This window comes from Streptomyces sp. TRM68416, assembly GCF_014596915.1.
Taxonomy (GTDB): domain Bacteria; phylum Actinomycetota; class Actinomycetes; order Streptomycetales; family Streptomycetaceae; genus Streptomyces.
The window spans coordinates 1-20,724 of the sequence record NZ_JACVWU010000014.1; the positions used below are offsets into that span (position 1 = coordinate 1).

Here is a 20,724-nt window from a genome sequence, read left to right on the forward strand (position 1 = left end):
CCACCCCCGCTGACCCGCAGCCCTCGGTCAGCTTCGACGGATTCTGCCGCCACGAAAGGTGCACGATGTCCTCCCCCATCAGCAGACGGCACCTCCTGCAAGCAGCCGGGGCCACCGCCGCCGTCACTGCAACCGGACCCCTCATCGGCAGCTCTCCCGCCCACGCGGCGGCCGTTCCTCCGGTGAGGGCCGACATCGGGGTCTCGGCGCACCCCTTCGCACTCGGCCAGGTCCGGCTCACCGCGAGCCGATGGCTGGACAACCAGGACCGTACGCGGAACTACCTGCGGTTCGTCGACGTCGACCGGCTGCTGTACAACTTCCGCGCCAACCACCGGCTGTCGACCAACGGCGCGGCCGCCACCGGCGGCTGGGAGGCTCCGGACTTCCCCTTCCGCACCCACAGCCAGGGGCACTTCCTCACGGCGTGGGCGCATCTGTACGCGGTGACCGGGGACACCGTCTGCCGGGACAAGGCCACGTACATGGTCGCTGAGCTGGCCAAGTGCCAGGCCAACAACAGTGCCGCCGGTTTCGGCGCCGGATACCTCTGCGGCTACCCCGAGTCCGACTTCACCGCCCTCGAACAGCGGACCCTGAACAACGGCAACGTGCCGTACTACACCATCCACAAGACCCTCGCCGGCCTGCTGGACGTATGGCGCCACATCGGCAGCACGCAGGCCCGGGACGTGCTGCTCGCCCTGGCGGGGTGGGTCGACCGGCGCACCGGCCGGCTGACCGGCCAGCAGATGCAGACCATGCTGCAGACCGAGTTCGGCGGCATGAACGCCGTGCTGACCGATCTGTACCAGCAGACGGGCGACGAACGGTGGCTCACCGTCGCCCAACGGTTCGACCACGCCGCGGTGTTCGACCCCCTGGCGGCCAACCAGGACCGGCTCAACGGACTGCACGCCAACACCCAGGTGCCCAAGTGGATCGGGGCCGCCCGGGAGTACAAGGCCACCGGCACCACCCGCTACCGGGACATCGCCACCAACGCCTGGAACATCACCGTCAACGCGCACACCTACGCCATCGGCGGCAACAGCCAGGCGGAGCACTTCCGCCCCCCGAACGCCATCGCCGGCTACCTGAACAACGACACGTGCGAGAGCTGCAACACCTTCAACATGCTGCTGCTCACCCGGGAGTTGTTCGCGCTGGACCCGAACCGGGCCGAGCTGTTCGACTACTACGAGCGGGCGTGGCTGAACCAGATGATCGGCCAGCAGAACCCGGCCGACAACCACGGCCACATCACCTACTTCACCCCGCTGAACCCGGGCGGCCGACGCGGGGTCGGCCCGGCGTGGGGCGGCGGCACCTGGAGCACCGACTACGGCTCCTTCTGGTGCTGTCAGGGCACGGGCCTGGAGATGAACACCAGGCTGATGGACTCCGTCTACTTCCGCAGTGACGACACCCTGATCGTCAACCTGTTCGTGCCCTCGGTGCTCACCTGGTCGGAGCGCGGCATCACCGTCACCCAGACCACGAACTATCCCGTCAGCGACACCACGACCCTGCGGGTCACCGGCAACGTCAGCGGGACCTGGGCGATGCGCATCCGCATCCCGGGCTGGACCACCGGGGCCACCGTCAGTGTCAACGGCACGGCGCAGAACATCACCACCACCCCCGGCAGCTACGCCACCCTGACCCGCTCCTGGACCTCCGGCGACACGGTCACCGTCCGCCTGCCCATGCGGATCGCCCTGCGAGCGGCCAACGACAACGCGAACGTCACCGCGGTCACCTACGGGCCGGTGGTCCTGGCCGGCAACTACGGCAACTCCTCGCTCAGTTCCCTCCCGACGCTGAACACGTCCTCGATCACACGGACCGGCAGCAGTTCGCTCGCCTTCACCGCCACCGCCAACGGCTCCACCGTCAACCTGGGCCCGTTCCACGAGGCGCACGGCCACAACTACACCGTCTACTGGAACACCGGCGGCGGCACCGTCCGCCTCGCCAACGCGGGCAGCGGTCTCGTGCTGGGCGTCCAGAACATGTCCACGGCCGACGGCGGCCGCGCCCTGCAGTGGCACGACTCGGGCACCGCGGACCACAACTGGGAAATGATCACCGACGGCAATGCGGTCCGCTTCCGCAACGCCCACAGCGGCAAGGTGCTCGGCGTCCAGGGCATGTCCACGGCGGACGGCGCGACCGTCCTGCAGTGGTCGGACAACGGCACCCCCGACCACCGATGGACGCTCCTCGACCAGGGAGACGGCACCTACAAGATCCGCAACGAGCACAGCGGCAAGCTGCTCGCCATCGCGGGCAACTCCACCGCCGTCGGCGCCTTCGCGGTCCAGGACTCGGACGACGGTACTGCCGACAACCGCTGGCGTATCGTCCGCAACGGCTGACGAGATCGCCGGGCGGGGCTCCGTGTGGTCGGCCGCCGACCACACGGAGCCCCGCCCGGCTCGACGCCGGACCTGATGACGAGCTGCGCGCGGGCGGTGAGGCGGGCGTCGCCGCGGCGAGAGCGTCGACGCCGACCGCCATGCCCCGGGGACTGCGGGCCGTGGCGCACCGCACCGATGCCGTCGCCCCGTCGATGTCGCGGTCCCGGACACAGCCGGTGGCCGTGCCCCGGCCGCCGAACTCCGTTGCGGCACTTGCCTTGTGGGATGCGCCCCCGTCGCGGCGGCCACCACGAGCGCGGCGATCGCACTCCGCTCCGTGGGCTGCCGGACTGCGCGCCGGAGGATGCGGCAGGGGGTCCGGAAACAGCTTCTGCACGACCTATTGACGCGATTCGGGCCGAGAAATAGCCTCCGGATGCCTTGTTCGGCACACGGACAGTTGTTCGCATTGCGCACAGGGTATGCGCAGGCGATTCCTCTCGTCAGGAGGCCCCATGCAGAGGCGCGTTCTCGGGCTTGCCATAGCGGTGGTGACGGTCGCGGCCGCGGCCGGATGCGGATCTTCTTCCGGGACCGGTGGTTCGTCCTCCTCGGGCGGGGGCAAGAACACGCAGGTCAAGGTGGGGATCATTCCGATCGTCGACGTGGCTCCGCTGTATCTGGGCCAGGAGAAGGGGTTCTTCAGCAGCCGGGGCATCGACCTGAAGATGGAGTCCGCCCAGGGTGGCGCCGCGATCATCCCCGGCGTGGTGAGCGGTCAGTTCCAGTTCGGGTTCAGCAATGTCACCTCGCTGATGATCGCCCAGACCAAGGGCGTGCCGATCAAGTCCGTCGTCAACGGGGCCGCTTCGACCGGTGACGTCGGCAAGGACGTCAGCGCGGTGGCCGTCAAGAAGGACAGCCCGATCAAGTCGGCCAAGGACCTCGTCGGCAAGACGGTGGCGGTGAACACGCTGCAGAACATCGGGGACACCACGGTCCGCGAGACGGTGCGCAAGGACGGCGGCGACCCCTCGAAGGTCAAGTTCGTGGAGATGCCGTTCGACCAGATGCCGGCCGCGCTGGACGGCGGGCAGGTGGATGCCGCCTGGGCGGGCGAGCCCGCGCTGACCATCGCCAAGGGACAGGGCGCCCGCGTCGTGGCGTCGCCGTTCGCCGAGACCGACCCGAAGCTCACCATCGCGACGTACTTCGCCTCCACCAAGCTGGCCCAGGAGAACCCCGACCTGGTGAAGAGGTTCACGGAGGCGGTGACCGAGTCGCTCGAGTACGCCTCGGACCACCCGGACGAGGCACGTCGGACCCTCACGACCTACACCAAGATCGACGGTGAGGTCCTGAAGAACCTGACGCTGCCCACCTGGCCGGCCCAGTACGACATGGCCTCCCTGGAGAAGCTGGTGTCCCTCGGCGAGGAGGACGGCATCTTCGGCGACGGCAAGCCCGACCTGGACGCCCTGTTCTCATGACCGGCGCCGGGAGCACTCCTGTGCTGACGAAGGCCGTGGATGCCGCCGGGACCGGCACGGGCCCCGGCGGTCCCGGCCGCGGCCGCGCCCGGCGCGCCCTGGAGGGAGCGGCCACCCCCCTGCGCGGCCTGGCGGGCCTGGCAGGCCTGGTGATACTGCTTCAGGCTCTGCCGCACAGCGGGCTGGTCTCCGCCGACTACCTTCCGCCCGCGTCGGAGATGGGCCGGGCCCTGTGGGCCCTGCTCGCCGAGGACGCGTTCTGGACCGCGTTGGGCGACACGCTGACCGGCTGGGGCCTGGGGCTGGCCATCGCCGTGGCGGCGGGCGTGGCGGCCGGGATCGTGATCGGCTCCGTGCCCCTGCTGCGGGCCCTGACCGCCTCCACCATCGAGTTCCTCAGACCCATACCGTCCGTGGCGCTGATCCCGGTGGCGGTACTCCTCTACGGCACCGATCTGAGGTCCAAGCTGCTGCTGGTGGTCTACGCCGCCTTCTGGCAGGTGCTCGTCCAGGTGCTGGCCGGCACGCAGGACGTCGACCCGGTGGCGGACGACACCGCCCGCAGCTACCGGCTGGGTGGCTGGGGGCGGGTGCGGTACGTCATGTGGCCCACCGCGCTGCCGTATGTGATGACAGGGGTGCGGCTGGCCGCGACCGTGGCGCTCGTCCTCGCCATCACCGCGGAACTCGTCATCGGCTCGCCCGGGCTGGGCAACCAGATCGCCGTGGCGCAGACGTCCGGTGCCGTGCCACGGGTCTACGCCCTGGTCCTGGTCACCGGGGTGCTGGGAGTCGCGGTCAACCTGGTGGCGCGGGCCGTCGAGCGGCGGGTGCTGCACTGGCATCAATCCGTCCGAAGGGAGGGCTAGCCGCATGAACCGGACGACCGTCCTCGCCATGGCCCGGCGGGTCTCGCTGGCCCTGGGTCTGCCCGCGGTCCTGTTCGCCGTGTGGTGGTTCGCCACCGCCGACAGTACGGACTTCTACGTCCCGCCGCTGTCCACCATCCTGCGGACCTTCGGGGAGGTCTGGACGGCGGAGCGACTGCTGTCGGACGTCGTCCCCAGCCTGCTCCGCCTGACCGCGGGCTACCTCCTGGCCGTCGTCATCGGTATCGGGATCGGTCTGGTGGTCGGCATGAGCCGCGTCGCGCGCGACGTCCTGGAACCGGTCCTGGAACTCTTCCGGGCCATTCCGCCCCCGGTACTGGTACCGGTGATCATGCTCTTCGCGGGCATCGGCGACACGATGAAGGTGCTCGTCATCGTCAGCGGCTGCATGTGGCCGGTGCTGCTGAACACCGTCGAGGGGGTGCGCGCCGTGGACGAGGTGCTCAGTGACACCTGCCGTTCGTACGGCATCACCGGCACCTCCCGGCTGCGGCACCTGGTGCTGCGCTCGGCGAGCCCGCAGATCGTCACGGGCATGCGCCAGGCCCTGTCGATCGGGATCATCCTCATGGTCATCAGCGAGATGTTCGCCGCCAGCAACGGGCTCGGCTTCACCATCGTGCAGTTCCAGCGTTCCTTCGCCATTCCCGAGATGTGGAGCGGCGTCCTGCTGCTCGGCCTGCTCGGGTTCCTGCTGTCGCTGCTCTTCCGGTTCGCCGAGAACCGGGTCATGGCTTGGTACCAGGGTCTGCGCCGGGCTCAACGCAACACCTGACAAGGAGACGCCGATGCTCGACGTACGCAATCTGCAGAAGATCTACGCCGGACGCAACCGCAGCGTCGAAGCACTGCGGAACCTTTCATTCCATATCGGTGCCGGTGAACTCGTGTGTCTGGTCGGCCCGTCGGGGTGCGGCAAGACCACCCTGCTGAAGTGCATGGCCGGGCTGCTGACGCCGACCAGTGGCGAAGTCCGCCTGGACGGCCGCCCGGTGGACGGACCACCGCCCGGCATGGCGGTGGTCTTCCAGGAGTACGGCCGTTCCCTGTTCGCCTGGATGAACGTACGCGACAACGTCGCCCTGCCCCTGCGCCGCAAGAAGCTCGGCAAGGCGCGGACACGGGAACTGGTCGAGCACGCTTTGGAGGTGGTCGGCCTCGGCGACGCCCACCAGGCCTACCCCTGGCAGCTCTCCGGAGGCATGCAGCAGCGCGTCGCCATCGCCCGCGCGGTCGCCTTCGAGCCCAAGGTGCTGCTCATGGACGAACCCTTCGCGGCCGTCGACGCCCAGACGCGCGCCGAGCTGGAGGACCTCATCCGACGGCTGTGGCACGAGCTGGGCGTCACCGTCCTGTTCGTCACCCACGACATCGACGAGGCCGTCTACCTCGGCCAGCGCACCCTCATCCTGTCCACGTCGCCGACCGTGGTGCTGGAGGACCTGACCATCGATCTGCCCGACGGACGCGACCAGTTGCACACCCGCTCCAGCACCCGCTTCGCCGAACTGCGCGCGCACGTGTACGAGCAGATCCAGCGGGCCAAGCACCACAACGGTGACACGGACACACCGGCGGCGGACCGCGGAGACGAGCTCGCGCTGCAGAAGTCCGAGTCCTGACCCGCCCTTCGACACAGGGACCACAGCGCATGGACGACAACGAACCCGGGCGGTACTTCGTGCAGTCCCTCGAACGAGGGCTGGCGGTCATCCGTGCCTTCACCGCCGACACACCCGCCATGACCCTCTCGGAGGTCGCCAGGAACACCGGCATGAGCCGTGCCACCGCGCGGCGCTTCCTGCTGACCTTCGCCGACCTGGGATACATGGCCACCGACGGCCGCCTCTTCCGCCTCACACCCCGGGTCCTGGAGCTGGGCTACGCCTACCTGTCCAGCATGTCCCTGGCCGAGATCGCCCAGCCCCACCTGGAGCAACTGGTCGCCGAGGTCCGCGAGTCCTCGTCGGTGGCGGTGCTCGACGAGGAGGACGTGGTGTACGTCAGCCGGGTACCCACCCGGCGGATCATGACGGTCTCCATCAGCATCGGGACCCGCTTCCCCGCCCACGCCACCTCCCTCGGCCGGGTCCTGCTCGCCCACCTCGACGCGACCCGGCTCCGGCACTACCTGGACACCGTCTCCTTGAGGCCGCTCACCCCGTACACCATCACCTCCAGGGACGCACTCGCCGCCGAACTGGAACAGGTGAGGGCACAAGGGTGGTCCCTGGTGGACCAGGAACTCGAGCAGGGCCTGATGTCGATCGGCGTACCGATCCGGAACGAGACACGACGGGTGGTGGCCGGCATCAACCTCTCCACCCACTCCAGCCGGCGTACGCCGGAGTCGATACGCCACGATCTGCTGCCGCCGCTCCTGGCCACCGCTGCGCACATCGAGGCCGAGCTGAAGGTCCCCGGCTAGCCGGTCGGGAGGCCGGGCTCCCGGCAGCGGCCTCGGCGCACGGCCGCGCCGCCCTCCGCGACGAGCATGCCGTGAACTCTCGCTCCGCCGGACCTGTCGGCTCCGCCCTCACCAGGCATCATTCACTACAGTGACGAGACAGCCGCCGCGGAGAGCCCATGACACTGCCCGACGCCCTGACGCCTGCCGACCCCACGGCGGCCGCGCCGCCGGAGGAGGCAGTGGCCCCTCTCATGCGGGGCATCGCCGTACTGCGTGAACTCACCGATGCCGGAGGGGCGGCCGGGCTCAGCGACCTGGCACGCGCCACCGGCCTGGCCCGCGCCACCGTCGACCGGGTCACCGGCACCCTCGCTCACATGGGGTACGTGCGCCTCGACGGCAGCAACGTCGCCCTGGCTCCCCGCCTGACGGAGTTGGGGAACGCGTACCTGGCCGCCCTTCGCCTTCCCGCCCTGCTGAGCGCGCACGCCGATGCCCTTGCCGACGAACTCGACGAGTCGGTGTCCCTCGCGGTGGCGGACGGTGACGGCATCCGCTTCATCCATCAGGCGATCCGCCGACGTGCCCTGTCCCTGAGCTTCCGCATCGGCGATCTGCTGCCCGCCGAGCGCACCGCGCCGGGCCCGCTGCTGGCCGCCGAGTGGAGTGCGCAGGACTGGGCGCGGTGGCACCAGCGGCAGGCCGCCGACCCCGAGGACCTGGGCTTCCCGGCGATCCCCCCTCGCTCGCACGGTGCCGCCGCGACGGACTTCGAAGAACGGGTGGAACGGGCACGCGCCCGTGGCTGGGCACTGGACGACCAGCTGATCGAGCCGGGCCTCGTCGCCGCGGCCGTTCCGGTGCGCACCCCCGACGGTCGCATCGCCTGTGTGGCGAGCGTCGTCAGCCATACGAGTCGGCACAGCGCGGACTCGTTGCGGGACTTTCTCCTCCCCAGGCTCCGTGCGGCGGTGACCGTCATGGAGCGGGAGTTGGCCGACGCGCCGCTTCCGGCGCCGCCGAGCCGGAGCGCCCCCTCCGGGCTCGCCACCTGGACGAGCGTGTCCAAACAGGAACTGGGCGGGGAGTTCGTGGAATCCCTGGCCCGTGGCCTGACCGTGCTCACCGCGTTCGGCGAGGGCCGTGCGGCGCTGACCCTCACCGAGGTCGCCGAGACCACCGGCCTGACCCGCGCCACGGCACGCCGCGCCCTGATCACCCTGGAGCACCTGGGATACATCACCCTGCACGCGCGGATCTTCCGGCTCACTCCCCAAGTCCTCGCCCTCGGATTCCCACCCCTGTCCAAGACGACGCTCACCCGGATCGCGCACCCTCATCTCGCCGCCCTCACCCACAAGGTGGGGGACTCGACGACCCTGTCCGTGCTCGCCGGTGACGACGTCCAGTGCGCGGCCTCGGTCGCCGCGGGGCGCATCATGGACGTCGCCATCGCCGTGGGGGCGCGCGTGCCCGCCTATGCGACCTCCACGGGCCGGGTGCTGTTGGCGGCACTGCCGGCCGAGGAGCGCTCCGTCCGGCTGGCGCGGCTGCGGATGGGAGCACTGACCGCTCGCACCGTCACCCGGTCCACCGACCTCGACGCGATCCTGGAGCGAGTGCGCCAGGACGGATACGCGCTGGTCGACGAGGAACTGGAAGAAGGTCTTCGCTCGATCGCCGTACCGGTGCGCGACCGCGACGGGAGGCCGGTCGCGGCGATCAACGTCACCATGCACAGCGGTCGCCGCTCGGCCGCCGAATGCGTCACGGACATCCTGCCGGAACTGCGGGCCACGGCTGCTCGCATCGAGGTCGACCTGCACACAACCGGGCGCTTCGTGCGAGTTCCGGCCGTCTGAACCCCAGGGGCGCTGCGGGACGGTGTCGGGCGAGGTCGACCCCGGTGTCGGTCACCTCAGCGCACCTCCCGCGCGTACGGCGTGACCGTGATCCGGTCGATCAGGGGTGCGTGGCGGGAGCGGAGCAGTACGCCGGGGAAGGTGTCCGAGGCGTAGGTGGTGCCGTCGAAGTCGGGCAGTTCCTCGGAGCGGAAGGTGATCGTGTTCCGGCCCTCCTCGAGGTGGAGCGGGACGGTCAGTCCCCAGAAGTTGTTGCGGTGGAAGCTGTGCGGGAAGCCGACGCGCCGCGGCTCGCCGCCGTTCACGCTGATGTCGGCGTAACGGGCGAGCGGATCGGGGTTGTAGTGGGTGGCCTCGGACTGCTCGGGGTTGGAGTAGCGGACGCGCAGCGCGTGGAGGCCGGTCCGGTCGGCCTCGACGGTGAACGTCGCCGTGGTGCCGTTGCCGGGCTCGCCGCCGACGCCGGTGATCGCCGTACCGGCGGTGGCCGACGACAGCGGGGTGAGCGTGGCCGAGCCTTCGAGTTGGGCGGCACCCGCCTCGTACGTACGTGTCCTGAGCGAGCCCTCCGTGGGCGTCACTGTGAGGCGGTCGACGAGGGTGGCGGGTGAACCGCCGGTCACCGTCACCCTGTTGACGCCACCGGAGAGGGAGACGGCCACGCTGCTTCTGCCCTGGGACAGCTGCAGGACGTCGTGTCCGTTGACGGCGAGCCGGGCGTGGGCGGCGCCCAGCGTGTCGATCGTGAGGGTGGCCTCGCGGTCGGCGGGGGAGTGGACCCAGAACGTGGCGGTCTGGCCCGCGTCGAGCCGGGCGGCGCCCGAGCCGGTGGCCGGGGTTCCGGTCTGCTCCGGCAGGTCGTAGACGGGTCGTGCTCCGCCGCTCAGCCAGGCCAGTTCGCCCTCGTACACCCGGGTCGCGGCCGATCGCGCGGGCAGGGCGAGGGTGAGGCGGTCCACGATGGCGTCACCCTTGGTGGCCCGCACGCCGTCGAGGCTCTTCGCGGCGAGCGTCAGCGTGTGCCTGCCCTTCGTCAGCCGCACCCCGGTGTCGGTGTGGTCCCACACCACCCACTTGTAGGCGAGCGGCAGGTGCAGCTCCTGCTCGCTGTCCGCCTCGCCGTCCACCCGCAGGAAGACGTTGGTGGGGCCCTGCTCCTCGACCCGGTCGAAGGTGTTGAGGGAGTTGGCGAAGACGCTCAGGTCGTACGTGCCGTCCTCGGGCACGTCCACGGTGAAGTCGAGCGTGACGTCCGAACCGGTGCGCAGGCCACCGACGTTGTACCCGCCGGAGGTGTAGAACTTCGAGACGTCGCGCGGCGAGCCCTCGGGGCCGTTCTTCGAGTAGCCGGACCCGGTGTGGGCGGCGTCCTCCGCCTCGTACGACCCCTGCCAGCGCACGGGCGGGGACTGGGCGCCCTGCGCCTTCCCGGCCGGGGTGAGGACGATCTCGTACGCGGAGGACTCCTTCAGCTCCGGCAGGGTGCCGTCGCCGAAGTCGACGACCACCCTGCCGTCGTCGCCGACCTTGAGGTTCCGCTCGGCGAGCAGCTTCGGGCCGGAGGAGTCGCCGAGCTGCCCGCTCCACTCGATCTCCCGTACCCAGGCGTGCACTTGGTCCCCGAAGAGCTTCCTCGGCACGTCCGCGAAGGTGATGTGGCCCTTGCCGGTGGACCCGCCGAAGATCAGCCGGGACTGCCGCTTGGCGGCGTCGAGCGTGGCGACACCCTGCATGGTGTAGTTCTCGCCGGGGAACGGCGGCGCCACCTTCACCGTGTGCCCGCTCATCGAGGCGTACGCGTGGAGCAGCCACCACTGGCCATTGCCCCGGTTCGACTGCACCGCCGAGTCGGAGAGGTTGCCGTCGATGTTCCAGTACGCGATGTCGGCGTCCACCTTGGACTCCTCGATCGCGGACACCCACTGGATCATCTGGCCGGGGACGGAGGTGTGGTAGTTGAAGGCGTACTCGTTGATGTTGACCGGGAGTCGGGTGCCCTCGTGCTCGGTGCCCTTGAACAGTTCCTTCTCCCAGGCGCGGTACGTGGACACGCTCCGGCGCACCGCCTCCGGGTGGCTGAGCTCGTGCCAGGTGATGACGTCCGGGAGGGTGCCGGCGGCCAGGGTGTGCGTGAGGAAGCCCTTCACCTGGTCGTACAGCACACTGGTGTTGGGGCCCGCGATACGGGCGTCGGGCATCCTGCCCTTGATGAGCCGGTAGAAGTCGTCCCAGGCGGCGAAGTAGGCGGTGGGGTCGTTCAGCCAGCTGACCCGGTCGTAACTCCACTCGCCGGTGCCGAACATGTTGCCCTCGGGTTCGTTGAACGGCACGAAGACGATGTTGTCCTGGTACCGCTCCGGCAGCCGCAGCACCTGGTCGACCTGGTGCGCGACCTTGTCCCGGTAGAGCTTGACCTTCTCCTCGGGGCTGTCGCCCGGCCACTGGTAGGGGAAGCCGCGGTGGATGTCGGTCATGTAGACGTACACGTCGCCGTCGGTGGAGTCGGCCAGCGGCCCGACCACCTCCAGCGCGTCGCCGCCGGGGTGCTGCGGGCCGTCCTGCGCCTTCGTGGAGACCGTCCGCAGGCCCATGCCCTCGATGAGGTTGTTGGTGGGCACGTCCGGCCCGTACACGCCGTAGAGCGTGCCGGAGGCGCCGCCGTGGAACGCGCCGGTGTCCGAGCCGAGATCGACGGTCAGCTCCCCCTCGCGGACCACGGTGACCGACGCCCGCACGGAGCGCCCGGCCGCCGTGCCGGCCACCGTGAACGTGCCCGGCCGCGCGTACTTCTCGGCCGGTACGGCGTCCCAGGCGAGCGGGATGTCGCGGTCGTAGCCGTCGGAGAAGGAGGAGCGGACGGCGGCGGGCAGGGGCGGGGCGGTCCCGGCGGCCGTACGGAGCTCGAAGGCCGTCCGCGACAGCGCCTGGACGGTCGGCACGGCGGGGACCAGGCCGGCCACCTGCTCGGCGCTGAGCGCCGCGTGCCACACCGTGAAGTCGTCGATCGCGCCCTTGAACAGCGGGTCCGGGTGGAAGGACTTGCCGATGCAGCCCGCGGCGGTGGCCGAACCGCCCAGCAGATCACGGGCCTTGACGGTGGTCTCGGCGGACGAGACCGGCACGCCGTCCAGGTAGGTGGTCAGCCGGCGCGCGGAGGTGTCGAGGGTGACGGTGACGGTCCGCCACGCGTCCGCGGGCAGGGACGCGTGTCCCGCGACCTGCGCCTCCCCGCTGCCGGTGGTCGCGGCGGTGCGCAGGACGCCGTCACCGCTGGAGGGGGTGGTGAAGAGGTAGCGGCTGGTGTCGCTGCCCAGATCGAAGATGCGCTGCCAGGACCATCTGTCGCCGCCCCACTTCAGACGGACGGAGACCGTCAAGTCGCTCGCGCCGACGAGTACTTCACGGGGCAGGCGGACGTAGGCGCCGTCGGAGGTGGGGGCGCCGCCGGGCAGGGCCAGCGCCGTGCCGCCCGCCGCGCCCGCGACGGAACCGGCGGTGGAGGCGTTGACCAGGCTCGCCGTCAGGCCGTTGCCGGAGACGTCGGCGATCCGGCCGGAGGCGAGGTCGTCCTGGTCGAAGGTGTAGCGGGCGGCGGGCCGGGGTGCGCCGGGAGTCGGGGCCACGGCGGCCGGGGCGCGGTGCCGGGCGGGTCCGTCAGCGGATGGCATGGAGGGCGTCCTCAATCCTTCGGTAGCGGGTGCCGGGCGGCCCCGAGGGGTTGTCGAACCGGTTCGATCACGTCTGGCGATCGACGGAACGGGATCTGTCCAGGTGGCAGGGTGGCAGTCGTGTGCCGCGGCGGCTGTGCGGGGTCGGTCCGTGGAAGGGGGGACGGAGGGCTGGTCGAACCGGTTCGCTGAAGCTAGCACCGGGAAATCGGCCCAGCAATCCCCTCGGTGTGCCTCTTGCGCGGCCACCGGCAAGGGTTTTGGAGATGCTGCCCGGAGTGTTGACAGGGTCTCGGGTGGTTCCTACCGTCACTCCATGCGAACCGGTTCGACCAAGGAGTTCCCGTGAACATCGGTGAGATCGCCAGGCGGGCCGGTGTCTCACGGAGCACCGTGTCCTACGCCCTGAGCGGCAAGCGCTCGGTGTCGGAGGAGACGCGCCGGAAGATCCAGCGGGTCGTGGACGAGCTGGGCTACCGGCCCAGCGCCAGCGCCCGCGCCCTGGCCAACGGACGCACCAGCACCCTCGGCCTGGTCTTCCCGCCGGCCGGGAACCACTACACGGGGATGCAACTGGACTTCATCGGCAGCGTGGTGGAGGCCGCCGCCGCCCACGACTACGACGTGCTGCTGTCACCGAGCGGCGTGGACAGCGACCGTTCGTTCCAGCGGCTGCTGGGGGAGCGGCGGGTCGACGGCGCCATCCTGATGGAGATCAGACTGGAGGACGACCGGGTCGACCACCTGGCCGCACTGGGCTTCCCGGCCGTCGCCATCGGCCGCACCGCGGACCCCGAGGGCGGCTGGTGGGTCGGCCTGGACCACACCGCGCTGGCCGCGGCCTGCGTCCACCACCTGGCCGACCTCGGCCACCGCAGGGTCGCCTTCGTCAACCGGCCCGAACAATTCCTGCGGTCGGGCTACGAGTCCGCCCACCGCGGCCTGGACGGCTTCACCAAGGCCGCCGCCGAGCGCGGGCTGACGGTACGCACGTACTGCTGCGGCGACGACGCGGCCTCGGGGCAGGCGTGCGTGGACCGGATCCTGCACGACGACCCCGCGACCACGGCCCTGGTCACCCTCAACGAGGCCGCTCTGGGCGGCCTCTACCGAGGGCTCGCCCAGGCAGGCCGCCATGTACCGCGCGACTTCTCCGTCACCGGGGTCGTCGCCGGCCGCTGGGCGGAGACGGTGACCCCGCGGCTCACCGCGGCCGACGTACCGGCCGAGGAGATGGGCCGCCGCGCCGTCGACCTGCTGGTGGAACGGCTCGACCACCCCGACGCCCCGCCCCGCCACCACCTCCTCACGCCGCCGATCTCCCTGCGGGCCAGCACCGGGCCCGTGACGGCGCCCTGACCGCACCGAGCGGCTAGCCCCCGCGCGCACGTCGGCCGCCCCTGCTCCAGAAACGAGTCACCCCTGATGACCGTCGCCCGGTCCGGTCCCGCCTTCTCCGTCCACGACATCCCGTTCAGCACCCACGGATCCTGGTTCGACATCTCGCCCGTCGTGGCCGAGCAGACCTACGCCGACGACCTGCACCTCGTCTCCCACCAGAACGGGATGCACCCCGTCCTGCGCCTGGTACCGCTGGACCCGGCGACGGGCGCCCGCGCCGACCCGCGCATCGAGGCGACCCCGGGCCTGCTCAGCTGGACCGGCGGGACCGGACGCATCGACCTCGCCTACGAGTCACCGGACACCGTACGGCTGCGCGGCACCGGCCTGGACCTGAGCGTCCGCGCGGCAGCGCAGACCCTGACCCCGTTCAGCGGCACCTACTTCTTCCACGACCCGGCGGCGGACGCGCACGTGTTCACCTCGTACGAGACCGGCCGCCGCTACCGCGTCACCGTCCTGTCCGGCACCCTCGCCGCAACGCCCGGAACCCAGACGCTGGGCAGCGCCGACCGCGGCCTGACGCTCACCGCGCAGCAGGGCGGAGCCTGGGACATCGCGATCGAGGAACTCGACACCGCCCGCCCCCGGTACACGACCGCGGCGACCTTCGACACCCTCGTGCACCGCGCTCAGCGCGCGTTCGCGGACTTCGCCGACACGGTCGCCCCCTGGCGCTCGCCCGCCACCCCGGCGGCCGAACTCGCCGCGTACGTCATCTGGTCCGCGACCGTACGCCCGGCCGGTCTGGTGACCCGTCCGGCGGTGCTGATGTCCAAGCACTGGATGGACAAGGTGTGGAGCTGGGACCACTGCTTCAACGCCCTCGCGCTGGCCCGCGGATGCCCCGAACTGGCCCTGGACCAGTTCGCCCTCCCCTTCGACCACCAGGACGACAGCGGCGCCCTGCCCGACTCGGTCACCCACTCCGAAGTCCTCCACAACTTCGTCAAACCGCCCATCCACGGCTGGACCCTCGGCCACCTGCGCCGCCGCCTGGCAACCCCGCCCACCGGCACCGAACTGACCGAGACATACGACCGATTGGCCCGCTGGACGGACTTCTGGCTCACCGCCCGGCGCGCCCCCGGCGACCCGCTGGCCCACTACCAGCACGGCAACGACAGCGGCTGGGACAACGCCACCACCTTCGACCCCGAGCGCGTGGTGGTCACGGCCGACCTGGCCGCCTTCCTCATTCTCCAGATGCGTGAACTCGCCGACCTCGCCACGGAGTTGGAGCGCCCTTCCGACGCGCGCCGGTGGAGTCGTGCGGCGCAGGAGATGCAGGCCGCCCTGCTCGACCGGCTGTGGGACCAGGACAGGTTCGTCGCCCGCGGAGTCGGCACCGGAGACACCTGGAGCAGCGCCAGCCTGCTCGACCTGATGCCCATCGTGCTGGGCGAGCACCTGCCCGACCACGTCAGCAGCGCCCTGGCCGACCGCATCAAGGCCCACCTGACCCCGTACGGCCTGGCCACCGAACTGACGGACTCCCCGCACTATCTCGCCGACGGCTACTGGCGCGGCCCCGTCTGGGCGCCCGCCACCGTCCTGATCCACGACGGCCTGCGCCGCGCCGGCCACCACCGGCCGGCCGACGACATCAGCGCCCGCTTCCGCGCCCTGTGCGAAACCCACGGCTTCGCCGAGAACTTCGACGCCCTGACGGGGCAGGGCCTGCGCGACCGCGCCTACACCTGGACCGCCGCCTGCTACCTCCTACTCGCCGAGGCACACGCCCGTGGCGACGACGACCGGCTGGGCCGAAGCACGACAGGTGTCACCCCTGGCATCCGCTGAACTGCGGCTTCAGTCGGGCGAAGCACAGTGGTTGTCACCGATACGGCGCGTTACGCGTCACCAGCAGACCCCGGCGTGATCAACGTGGTGAACGCGCTGCCGCAGGTCGCGCCGCAGTGACCGTCACAGGGCTCCGGCGTCCCGGGCCGTCCAGACGCTCGGGTAGATCGGCCGGAAGCCGAGCTCCCGGCGGATCCGCTGGTTGGACGTGATCCCGAACCACGGGTCGGGGTCCGTGAGTTCGTGGAGCCCAGCGGGCACCTCGACGCCGTTGAGCTGGTACAGCTCGACCGTCGTGACGGGGGCGTCATCGGCGATGTTGTAGATCCGGCCGGCGATGCCCGGCGCGTACAACAGACGCATCAGGCCCTGGGCGACGTCCGCGTGGTGGGCCATCTGCAGGCGCTGGTGCGGCGCCCAACGGGCGGCCCAGCGCAAGGAGTCGGCGAGGTGCGGGTCGCCCTCGCCGTAGACGAAGGGGAGCCGCCCGATGCGTACGTCCAGGCTCTTGAGAGCGAGCAGTTCGCGCTCGGCCTCGGCCTTGGACTCGGGGTAGGCGCCCCACATCTCGCCGCCCGGCCGACTCTCGTCCGCCTCGGTCAGCGGTCGGCCCCGTCCGACGCCGTACACATTGTTCGTGCTGACTTGCACGAACCGCTCCACGCCCAAGGCCTGCGCGGCGCGGCCGAGGGCCACCGCGGCGTCCCGGTTGACGGCCCACGCCTCCTCGTCCGGCACCCCGCGGAAGGATGCGGCGATGTTCACGACGGCGTCCACGCCGGCGAGCGCCTTACTGAGTGTCTCCTCATCGCGCATGTCTCCTACGGCGACCTGGGCGCCCAGCTCCGCGAAGGGCTCGCCGCGGGCCGCGTCCCGTACCAGGACTCGCACCTGCTCGCCCGGCTGCCGCTGGACCAGCAGCCTCGGCACGAAGCGGCGTCCGATCTGTCCCGTCGTACCGGTCACCAAGGTCAGCATGATGTGCTCCTCACGCACGGTGTCGCCTGTCGTCGGTGACCAGCCTCGGTGGATGCGGGAACGACCGGGAGAGACCTCTTCATCAGGGGATCGAAAGTCCCTGGATAAGCCGGCCGGCGTCGCCCACCCTGGAGAGGTGAACCGAGCCGAACTCGCCGACTTCCTGCGCCGCGCTCGCGCCCGCCTGGACCCCTCCGACGCGGGTCTCACGGCCGGAGCCCGCCGCCGTACGCCGGGGCTGCGCCGCGAGGAGGTGGCCCAGCTGGCCGGCATGTCCGTGGACTACTACACGCGGCTGGAACAGTCCCGGGGCCCGCGCCCGTCCCGCCAGATGCTCACCGCGCTGGCCCGCGCCCTGCGCCTGACGGAGGACGAACGCGACCACCTCTTCCACCTCACCGGTGAAGAGCCGCCGCGCCGGGAGGCGACCAGCACGCACGTGCGCCCGGGCCTGCTCCTGGTGCTGGACCGGCTGCACGACACGCCGGCGATGGTGGTGACCGACTGCGGCGAGGTCCTGGCCCAGAACGCCCTGTCACGGGCGCTGAGCGGAGACGTCCTCGCGCGCCCGCCCCGAGGACGCAACATGATCCGCCGTTTCTTCCTGGACCCGGCGGTCCAGGAGCTGTTCCCGCCCGAGGACCGCCCGGAGCGCGCCCGCGAGCAGGTCGCCGGCCTGCGAGCGGTGGCCTCGGCCCGCCCCACGGACCCCGAACCCGCCTCCCTCGTCGCCGAACTACGCGCCGCGAGCGAGGAGTTCGCCCTGCTCTGGGACGAGCACGAGGTCGCCGTACGCCGCGCCGCCACAAAACGCTTCCGGCACCCTGCGATCGGGATCCTCGAACTCGACTGCGAGATCCTCGTCAACTCCGACCACAACCAGCAACTCGTCATCCACACGGCCCGCCCGGGCACGGAGTCGTACGAGCGCTTGCAGTTGCTGCGGGTGGTGGGCCTGCAGGACCTGACGCCGACGAGCTCCTGACCGCGTGCGCGCCTTTCGAGTTCACTCCCTGCCCGTCGCACATCGCCCTAGCGGCGGCCAGTGACAACAAGCCTGCCTGTGTGACAACTGTCGTGCTTCGGCTCACCGGCCGTTGACGTAGGACGCGTGGGACGCCCCTCAGTCGAGGCAGAACTCGTTGCCCTCGACGTCCTGCATCACGAGGCACGCCTCGTTGTCGTCATCGGGGGGCAGCAGTTGTACGCGGGAGGCCCCGAGCGCGACCAGCCGCGCGCCCTCGGCCTCCAGCACGGCCACACGCTCTTGCCCCACGAGGGCGGTGCCGACCCGCACATCCAGATGGACGCGATTCTTGACGACCTTCCCCTCGGGCACGCGCTGGAAGAACAACCGCGGCCCGACCCCCGAGGGATCACTGCACGCGAACCACGCCCCCCGTTTCTCGGGCGGCTGCGCACTCCAGTACGTGTCCCAAGTGGCAAACCCCTCGGGCGGCTTCGGCACGACGTACCCCAACACCTCGCACCAGAAGCGGGCGACCCGTTCGGGGTCGGCGCAGTCGAAGGTGACCTGGAACTTCTTGATCGACGACATCGGGCCATCGTAGGGGAGGAGTTTGACGGCCTGTTAGCGTGCGCGGATGGACGATCTGGGAGTTGTGGACTGGCCGCCCGCGCCGATCCGGACGGAGCGGCTCGTGCTCCGTGAGGCCGAGGCCAGGGACCGTACGGCGTTCGTCGAGCTGCATGCCTCGCCGGAGGTGAACGCCTACCTCGGTGGTCCCCGGCCGCGTGACGAGCTCGAGCGGGAGATGCCCGAGGTGCCCGCGCGGTGGCCCGGGAGTTTCGTCGTGGAACTCGACGGGGCGATGATCGGTCAGGTCCTGCTGCGGAGGGCGACCGGGCACCGTCGCCCGGCTGCCGCGGGGAAGGCCGATCTCGGCTACCTGTTCCTGCCGCGGGCGTGGGGATCCGGATACGCGGCCGAGGCGTGCGCGGCGGCTCTCGGCTGGCTCGACGGAGTCCTTCCCGGCGAGCCGGTGGTCCTCACCACCCAGACCGCCAACGTCGCCTCGATGCGCCTCGCGGCGAAGCTGGGTTTCGCCGAGGTGGAGCGGTTCGAGGCGTGGGGCGCCGAGCAGTGGCTCGGCATGCGCCCGAGCTGAGGGAAGCGGCCGACGAGGGCAGGCGATTCGTGCTGCGACCGGCCGATCGATAGGGTGCCTGATCACGACCGCACCCGTTCGATCCACGGGCCGGTCAGGGCTCTGCCGCAGCGTGTGGCACCTCCACCGCTGCACCGCCGGCCCCTGCCCGCCCGGGCCCTGGAACACGGGGGCGATCTTCACGGCGGGGCAGTCGGGCCCCGGCCGACGGGGTCAGGAGGAACGAGTGGCACAGATCATCGCCGAGGTCTCACGGACGTTCAACGAGTTTCTGCTGCTGCCGAACCGGACCCGGACCGACTGCTCGCCCGCGACGGTCGAACTGCGCACACCCCTCGTCCGGCACGTCGTGGGGGAGCCGTCGGCGATCGAACTGCTCTCCCCGTTCACGTCCGCGATCATGCAGGCCGTCAGCACACCGGAACTCGCGATCGCGCTCGCCCGCAACGGCGGCCTGAGCTTCCTGCACCACAACCAGCCGATCCAGGACCAGGTCGCGGCCGTCGGCCAGGTGAAGAACTTCAAGGCCGGGTTCGTCACCAGCGACACGAACGTCCGCCCCGACGACAGCCTGGGCGCCCTGTCCGACGTCATGCGCCGCACAGGGCACAGCACCGCCGCGGTCACCCACGACGGGACCGCCACCGGCCGCCTGCTCGGCCTGGTGACCTCCCGCGACTTCCACCCCCAACGCCACGACCTGGCCGAACCGGTCAGCGGGCGCATGACCGCCATCACCGACCTCCCCCACGCCGGGCCCGACACCACGCTCTCCGAGGCCAACGCGCGGCTGTGGGACGAACGGCTGGACTGCCTGCCCGTCCTCGACGCCGAGGGCAACCTCCAGCATCTGGTGTTCCGGTCCGACTACACGGACAACAAGCGGTTCCCGAACCAACTCGTCGACGCCGCCAAGCGCCTGCGCGTGGGCGCGGGCGTCAACACCCACGACTACCAGGAGCGCATCCCGGCGCTGGTCGAGGCGGGCGCGGACGCGCTGTGCTTCGACTCCTCCGACGGCTACAGCGACTGGCAGGCGCAGGCCCTGGCCTGGGTGAAGAAGCACTACCCCGAGATCCCGGTCGGCGGCGGCAACGTGGTCGACGGCGAGGCGTTCACCTTCCTCGCCGAGGCCGGGGCGGACTTCGTCAAGGTCGGCGTGGGCGGCGGTTCCATCTGCATCACCCGCGACCAGAAGGGCATCGGCCGGGGCCAGGCCAGCGCCGTGCTGGACGTCGCCGCGGCGAGGGAGGCCTTCCGCGAACGCACCGGAGAGCACGTGCCGATCTGCTCCGACGGCGGCCTGGTCCACGACTACCACGTGGCACTGGCGCTGGCGATGGGTGCCGACTTCGTCATGATGGGCCGGTACTTCGCCCGCTTCGACCAAGCGGCCGGCGCCAAACTGCCCACCCGCGACGGCTTCGTGAAGGAGTACTGGGGCGAGGGCTCCCACCGCGCCCGCAACTGGCAGCGCTACGGCCAGGGCAGCCGGGGGCTGCTCTTCGAGGAAGGCGTGGACGGATACGTTCCCTACGCCGGTGACCTCGACGAAGGGCTCGCCGTGACCCTTGCCAAGCTCAGGACCACGATGGTCTCCTGCGGCTCCACCACCCTGCCGGAGTTCCGGTCCACGGCCCGGATGACCCTGGTCTCGGACCAGAGCTTCCAGGAGAGCCACGCCAACGTCACCCTGCGGGACACGCCGACGACGGTCTCCTGACGGCACG

At 70.8% G+C, this 20,724-nt stretch carries 15 protein-coding genes; 12 read left to right on the forward strand and 3 right to left on the reverse strand.

Translation table 11 applies throughout. The annotated features are described in order from the left end of the window. The first annotated feature begins 65 nt into the window (after positions 1-65). From ICC28_RS22165 to ICC28_RS22195, 7 genes are all read left to right on the forward strand, one after another. Positions 66-2,381 (forward strand): beta-L-arabinofuranosidase domain-containing protein, encoded by a 2,316-nt coding sequence (locus tag ICC28_RS22165; RefSeq protein WP_188290414.1) that lies wholly within the window; start codon positions 66-68, stop codon positions 2,379-2,381. Positions 2,382-2,878: 497 nt separating this feature from the next. Continuing rightward, the gene (locus ICC28_RS22170; protein WP_188290415.1) at positions 2,879-3,853 is read left to right on the forward strand and encodes an ABC transporter substrate-binding protein; all 975 of its coding nucleotides are present in this window, start codon (positions 2,879-2,881) and stop codon (positions 3,851-3,853) included. A 98-nt stretch (positions 3,854-3,951) separates the two neighbouring features. Further along, positions 3,952-4,722, forward strand: coding sequence for an ABC transporter permease (locus tag ICC28_RS22175; RefSeq protein WP_188290609.1), 771 nt, complete (start codon positions 3,952-3,954; stop codon positions 4,720-4,722). Positions 4,723-4,726: 4 nt separating this feature from the next. Next, positions 4,727-5,518: an ABC transporter permease gene (locus ICC28_RS22180; protein WP_188290416.1), complete on the forward strand. Its 792-nt coding sequence runs from the start codon at positions 4,727-4,729 to the stop codon at positions 5,516-5,518. A gap of 13 nt (positions 5,519-5,531) precedes the next feature. Continuing rightward, positions 5,532-6,365, forward strand: coding sequence for an ABC transporter ATP-binding protein (locus tag ICC28_RS22185; protein WP_188290417.1), 834 nt, complete (start codon positions 5,532-5,534; stop codon positions 6,363-6,365). A 29-nt stretch (positions 6,366-6,394) separates the two neighbouring features. Beyond that, positions 6,395-7,171: an IclR family transcriptional regulator C-terminal domain-containing protein gene (locus ICC28_RS22190; protein WP_188290418.1), complete on the forward strand. Its 777-nt coding sequence runs from the start codon at positions 6,395-6,397 to the stop codon at positions 7,169-7,171. Between the two features lie 158 nt (positions 7,172-7,329). Then, complete coding sequence (locus tag ICC28_RS22195; protein ID WP_188290419.1) at positions 7,330-9,015, forward strand: IclR family transcriptional regulator C-terminal domain-containing protein; 1,686 nt, start codon at positions 7,330-7,332, stop codon at positions 9,013-9,015. A gap of 56 nt (positions 9,016-9,071) precedes the next feature. Here the strand turns inward: ICC28_RS22195 and ICC28_RS22200 are convergent, their stop codons facing one another. Then, positions 9,072-12,683, reverse strand: a complete 3,612-nt coding sequence (locus ICC28_RS22200; RefSeq protein ID WP_188290420.1) for a LamG-like jellyroll fold domain-containing protein — start codon at positions 12,681-12,683, stop codon at positions 9,072-9,074. Positions 12,684-13,028: 345 nt separating this feature from the next. Between ICC28_RS22200 and ICC28_RS22205 the strand changes: the two genes are divergently transcribed. Next, positions 13,029-14,042 carry a LacI family DNA-binding transcriptional regulator gene (locus ICC28_RS22205; RefSeq protein ID WP_188290421.1) on the forward strand — a complete coding sequence of 338 codons (1,014 nt, stop codon included), beginning with the start codon at positions 13,029-13,031 and terminating at the stop codon, positions 14,040-14,042. A gap of 66 nt (positions 14,043-14,108) precedes the next feature. Then, positions 14,109-15,887, forward strand: a complete 1,779-nt coding sequence (locus tag ICC28_RS22210) for an amylo-alpha-1,6-glucosidase (RefSeq protein WP_188290422.1) — start codon at positions 14,109-14,111, stop codon at positions 15,885-15,887. Between the two features lie 123 nt (positions 15,888-16,010). Here the strand turns inward: ICC28_RS22210 and ICC28_RS22215 are convergent, their stop codons facing one another. Beyond that, positions 16,011-16,865 carry an NAD-dependent epimerase/dehydratase family protein gene (locus tag ICC28_RS22215; RefSeq protein ID WP_188290423.1) on the reverse strand — a complete coding sequence of 285 codons (855 nt, stop codon included), beginning with the start codon at positions 16,863-16,865 and terminating at the stop codon, positions 16,011-16,013. Positions 16,866-17,001: 136 nt separating this feature from the next. On the opposite strand from ICC28_RS22215, the gene ICC28_RS22220 reads away from it, so the two are divergent. After that, on the forward strand, positions 17,002-17,850 hold the full coding sequence (locus tag ICC28_RS22220) for a helix-turn-helix transcriptional regulator (RefSeq protein WP_188290424.1): 849 nt from the start codon (positions 17,002-17,004) through the stop codon (positions 17,848-17,850). A gap of 138 nt (positions 17,851-17,988) precedes the next feature. Here the strand turns inward: ICC28_RS22220 and ICC28_RS22225 are convergent, their stop codons facing one another. Next, positions 17,989-18,423 (reverse strand): VOC family protein, encoded by a 435-nt coding sequence (locus ICC28_RS22225; RefSeq protein WP_188290425.1) that lies wholly within the window; start codon positions 18,421-18,423, stop codon positions 17,989-17,991. A gap of 46 nt (positions 18,424-18,469) precedes the next feature. Here ICC28_RS22225 and ICC28_RS22230 point away from each other — a divergent pair, with 46 nt between their 5' ends. Then, positions 18,470-18,994, forward strand: a complete 525-nt coding sequence (locus tag ICC28_RS22230; protein ID WP_188290426.1) for a GNAT family N-acetyltransferase — start codon at positions 18,470-18,472, stop codon at positions 18,992-18,994. 226 nt (positions 18,995-19,220) lie between these two features. Beyond that, entirely contained in the window at positions 19,221-20,717 is a 1,497-nt protein-coding gene (locus tag ICC28_RS22235; RefSeq protein ID WP_188290427.1) for an IMP dehydrogenase, read from the forward strand. Positions 20,718-20,724 lie beyond the last annotated feature (7 nt).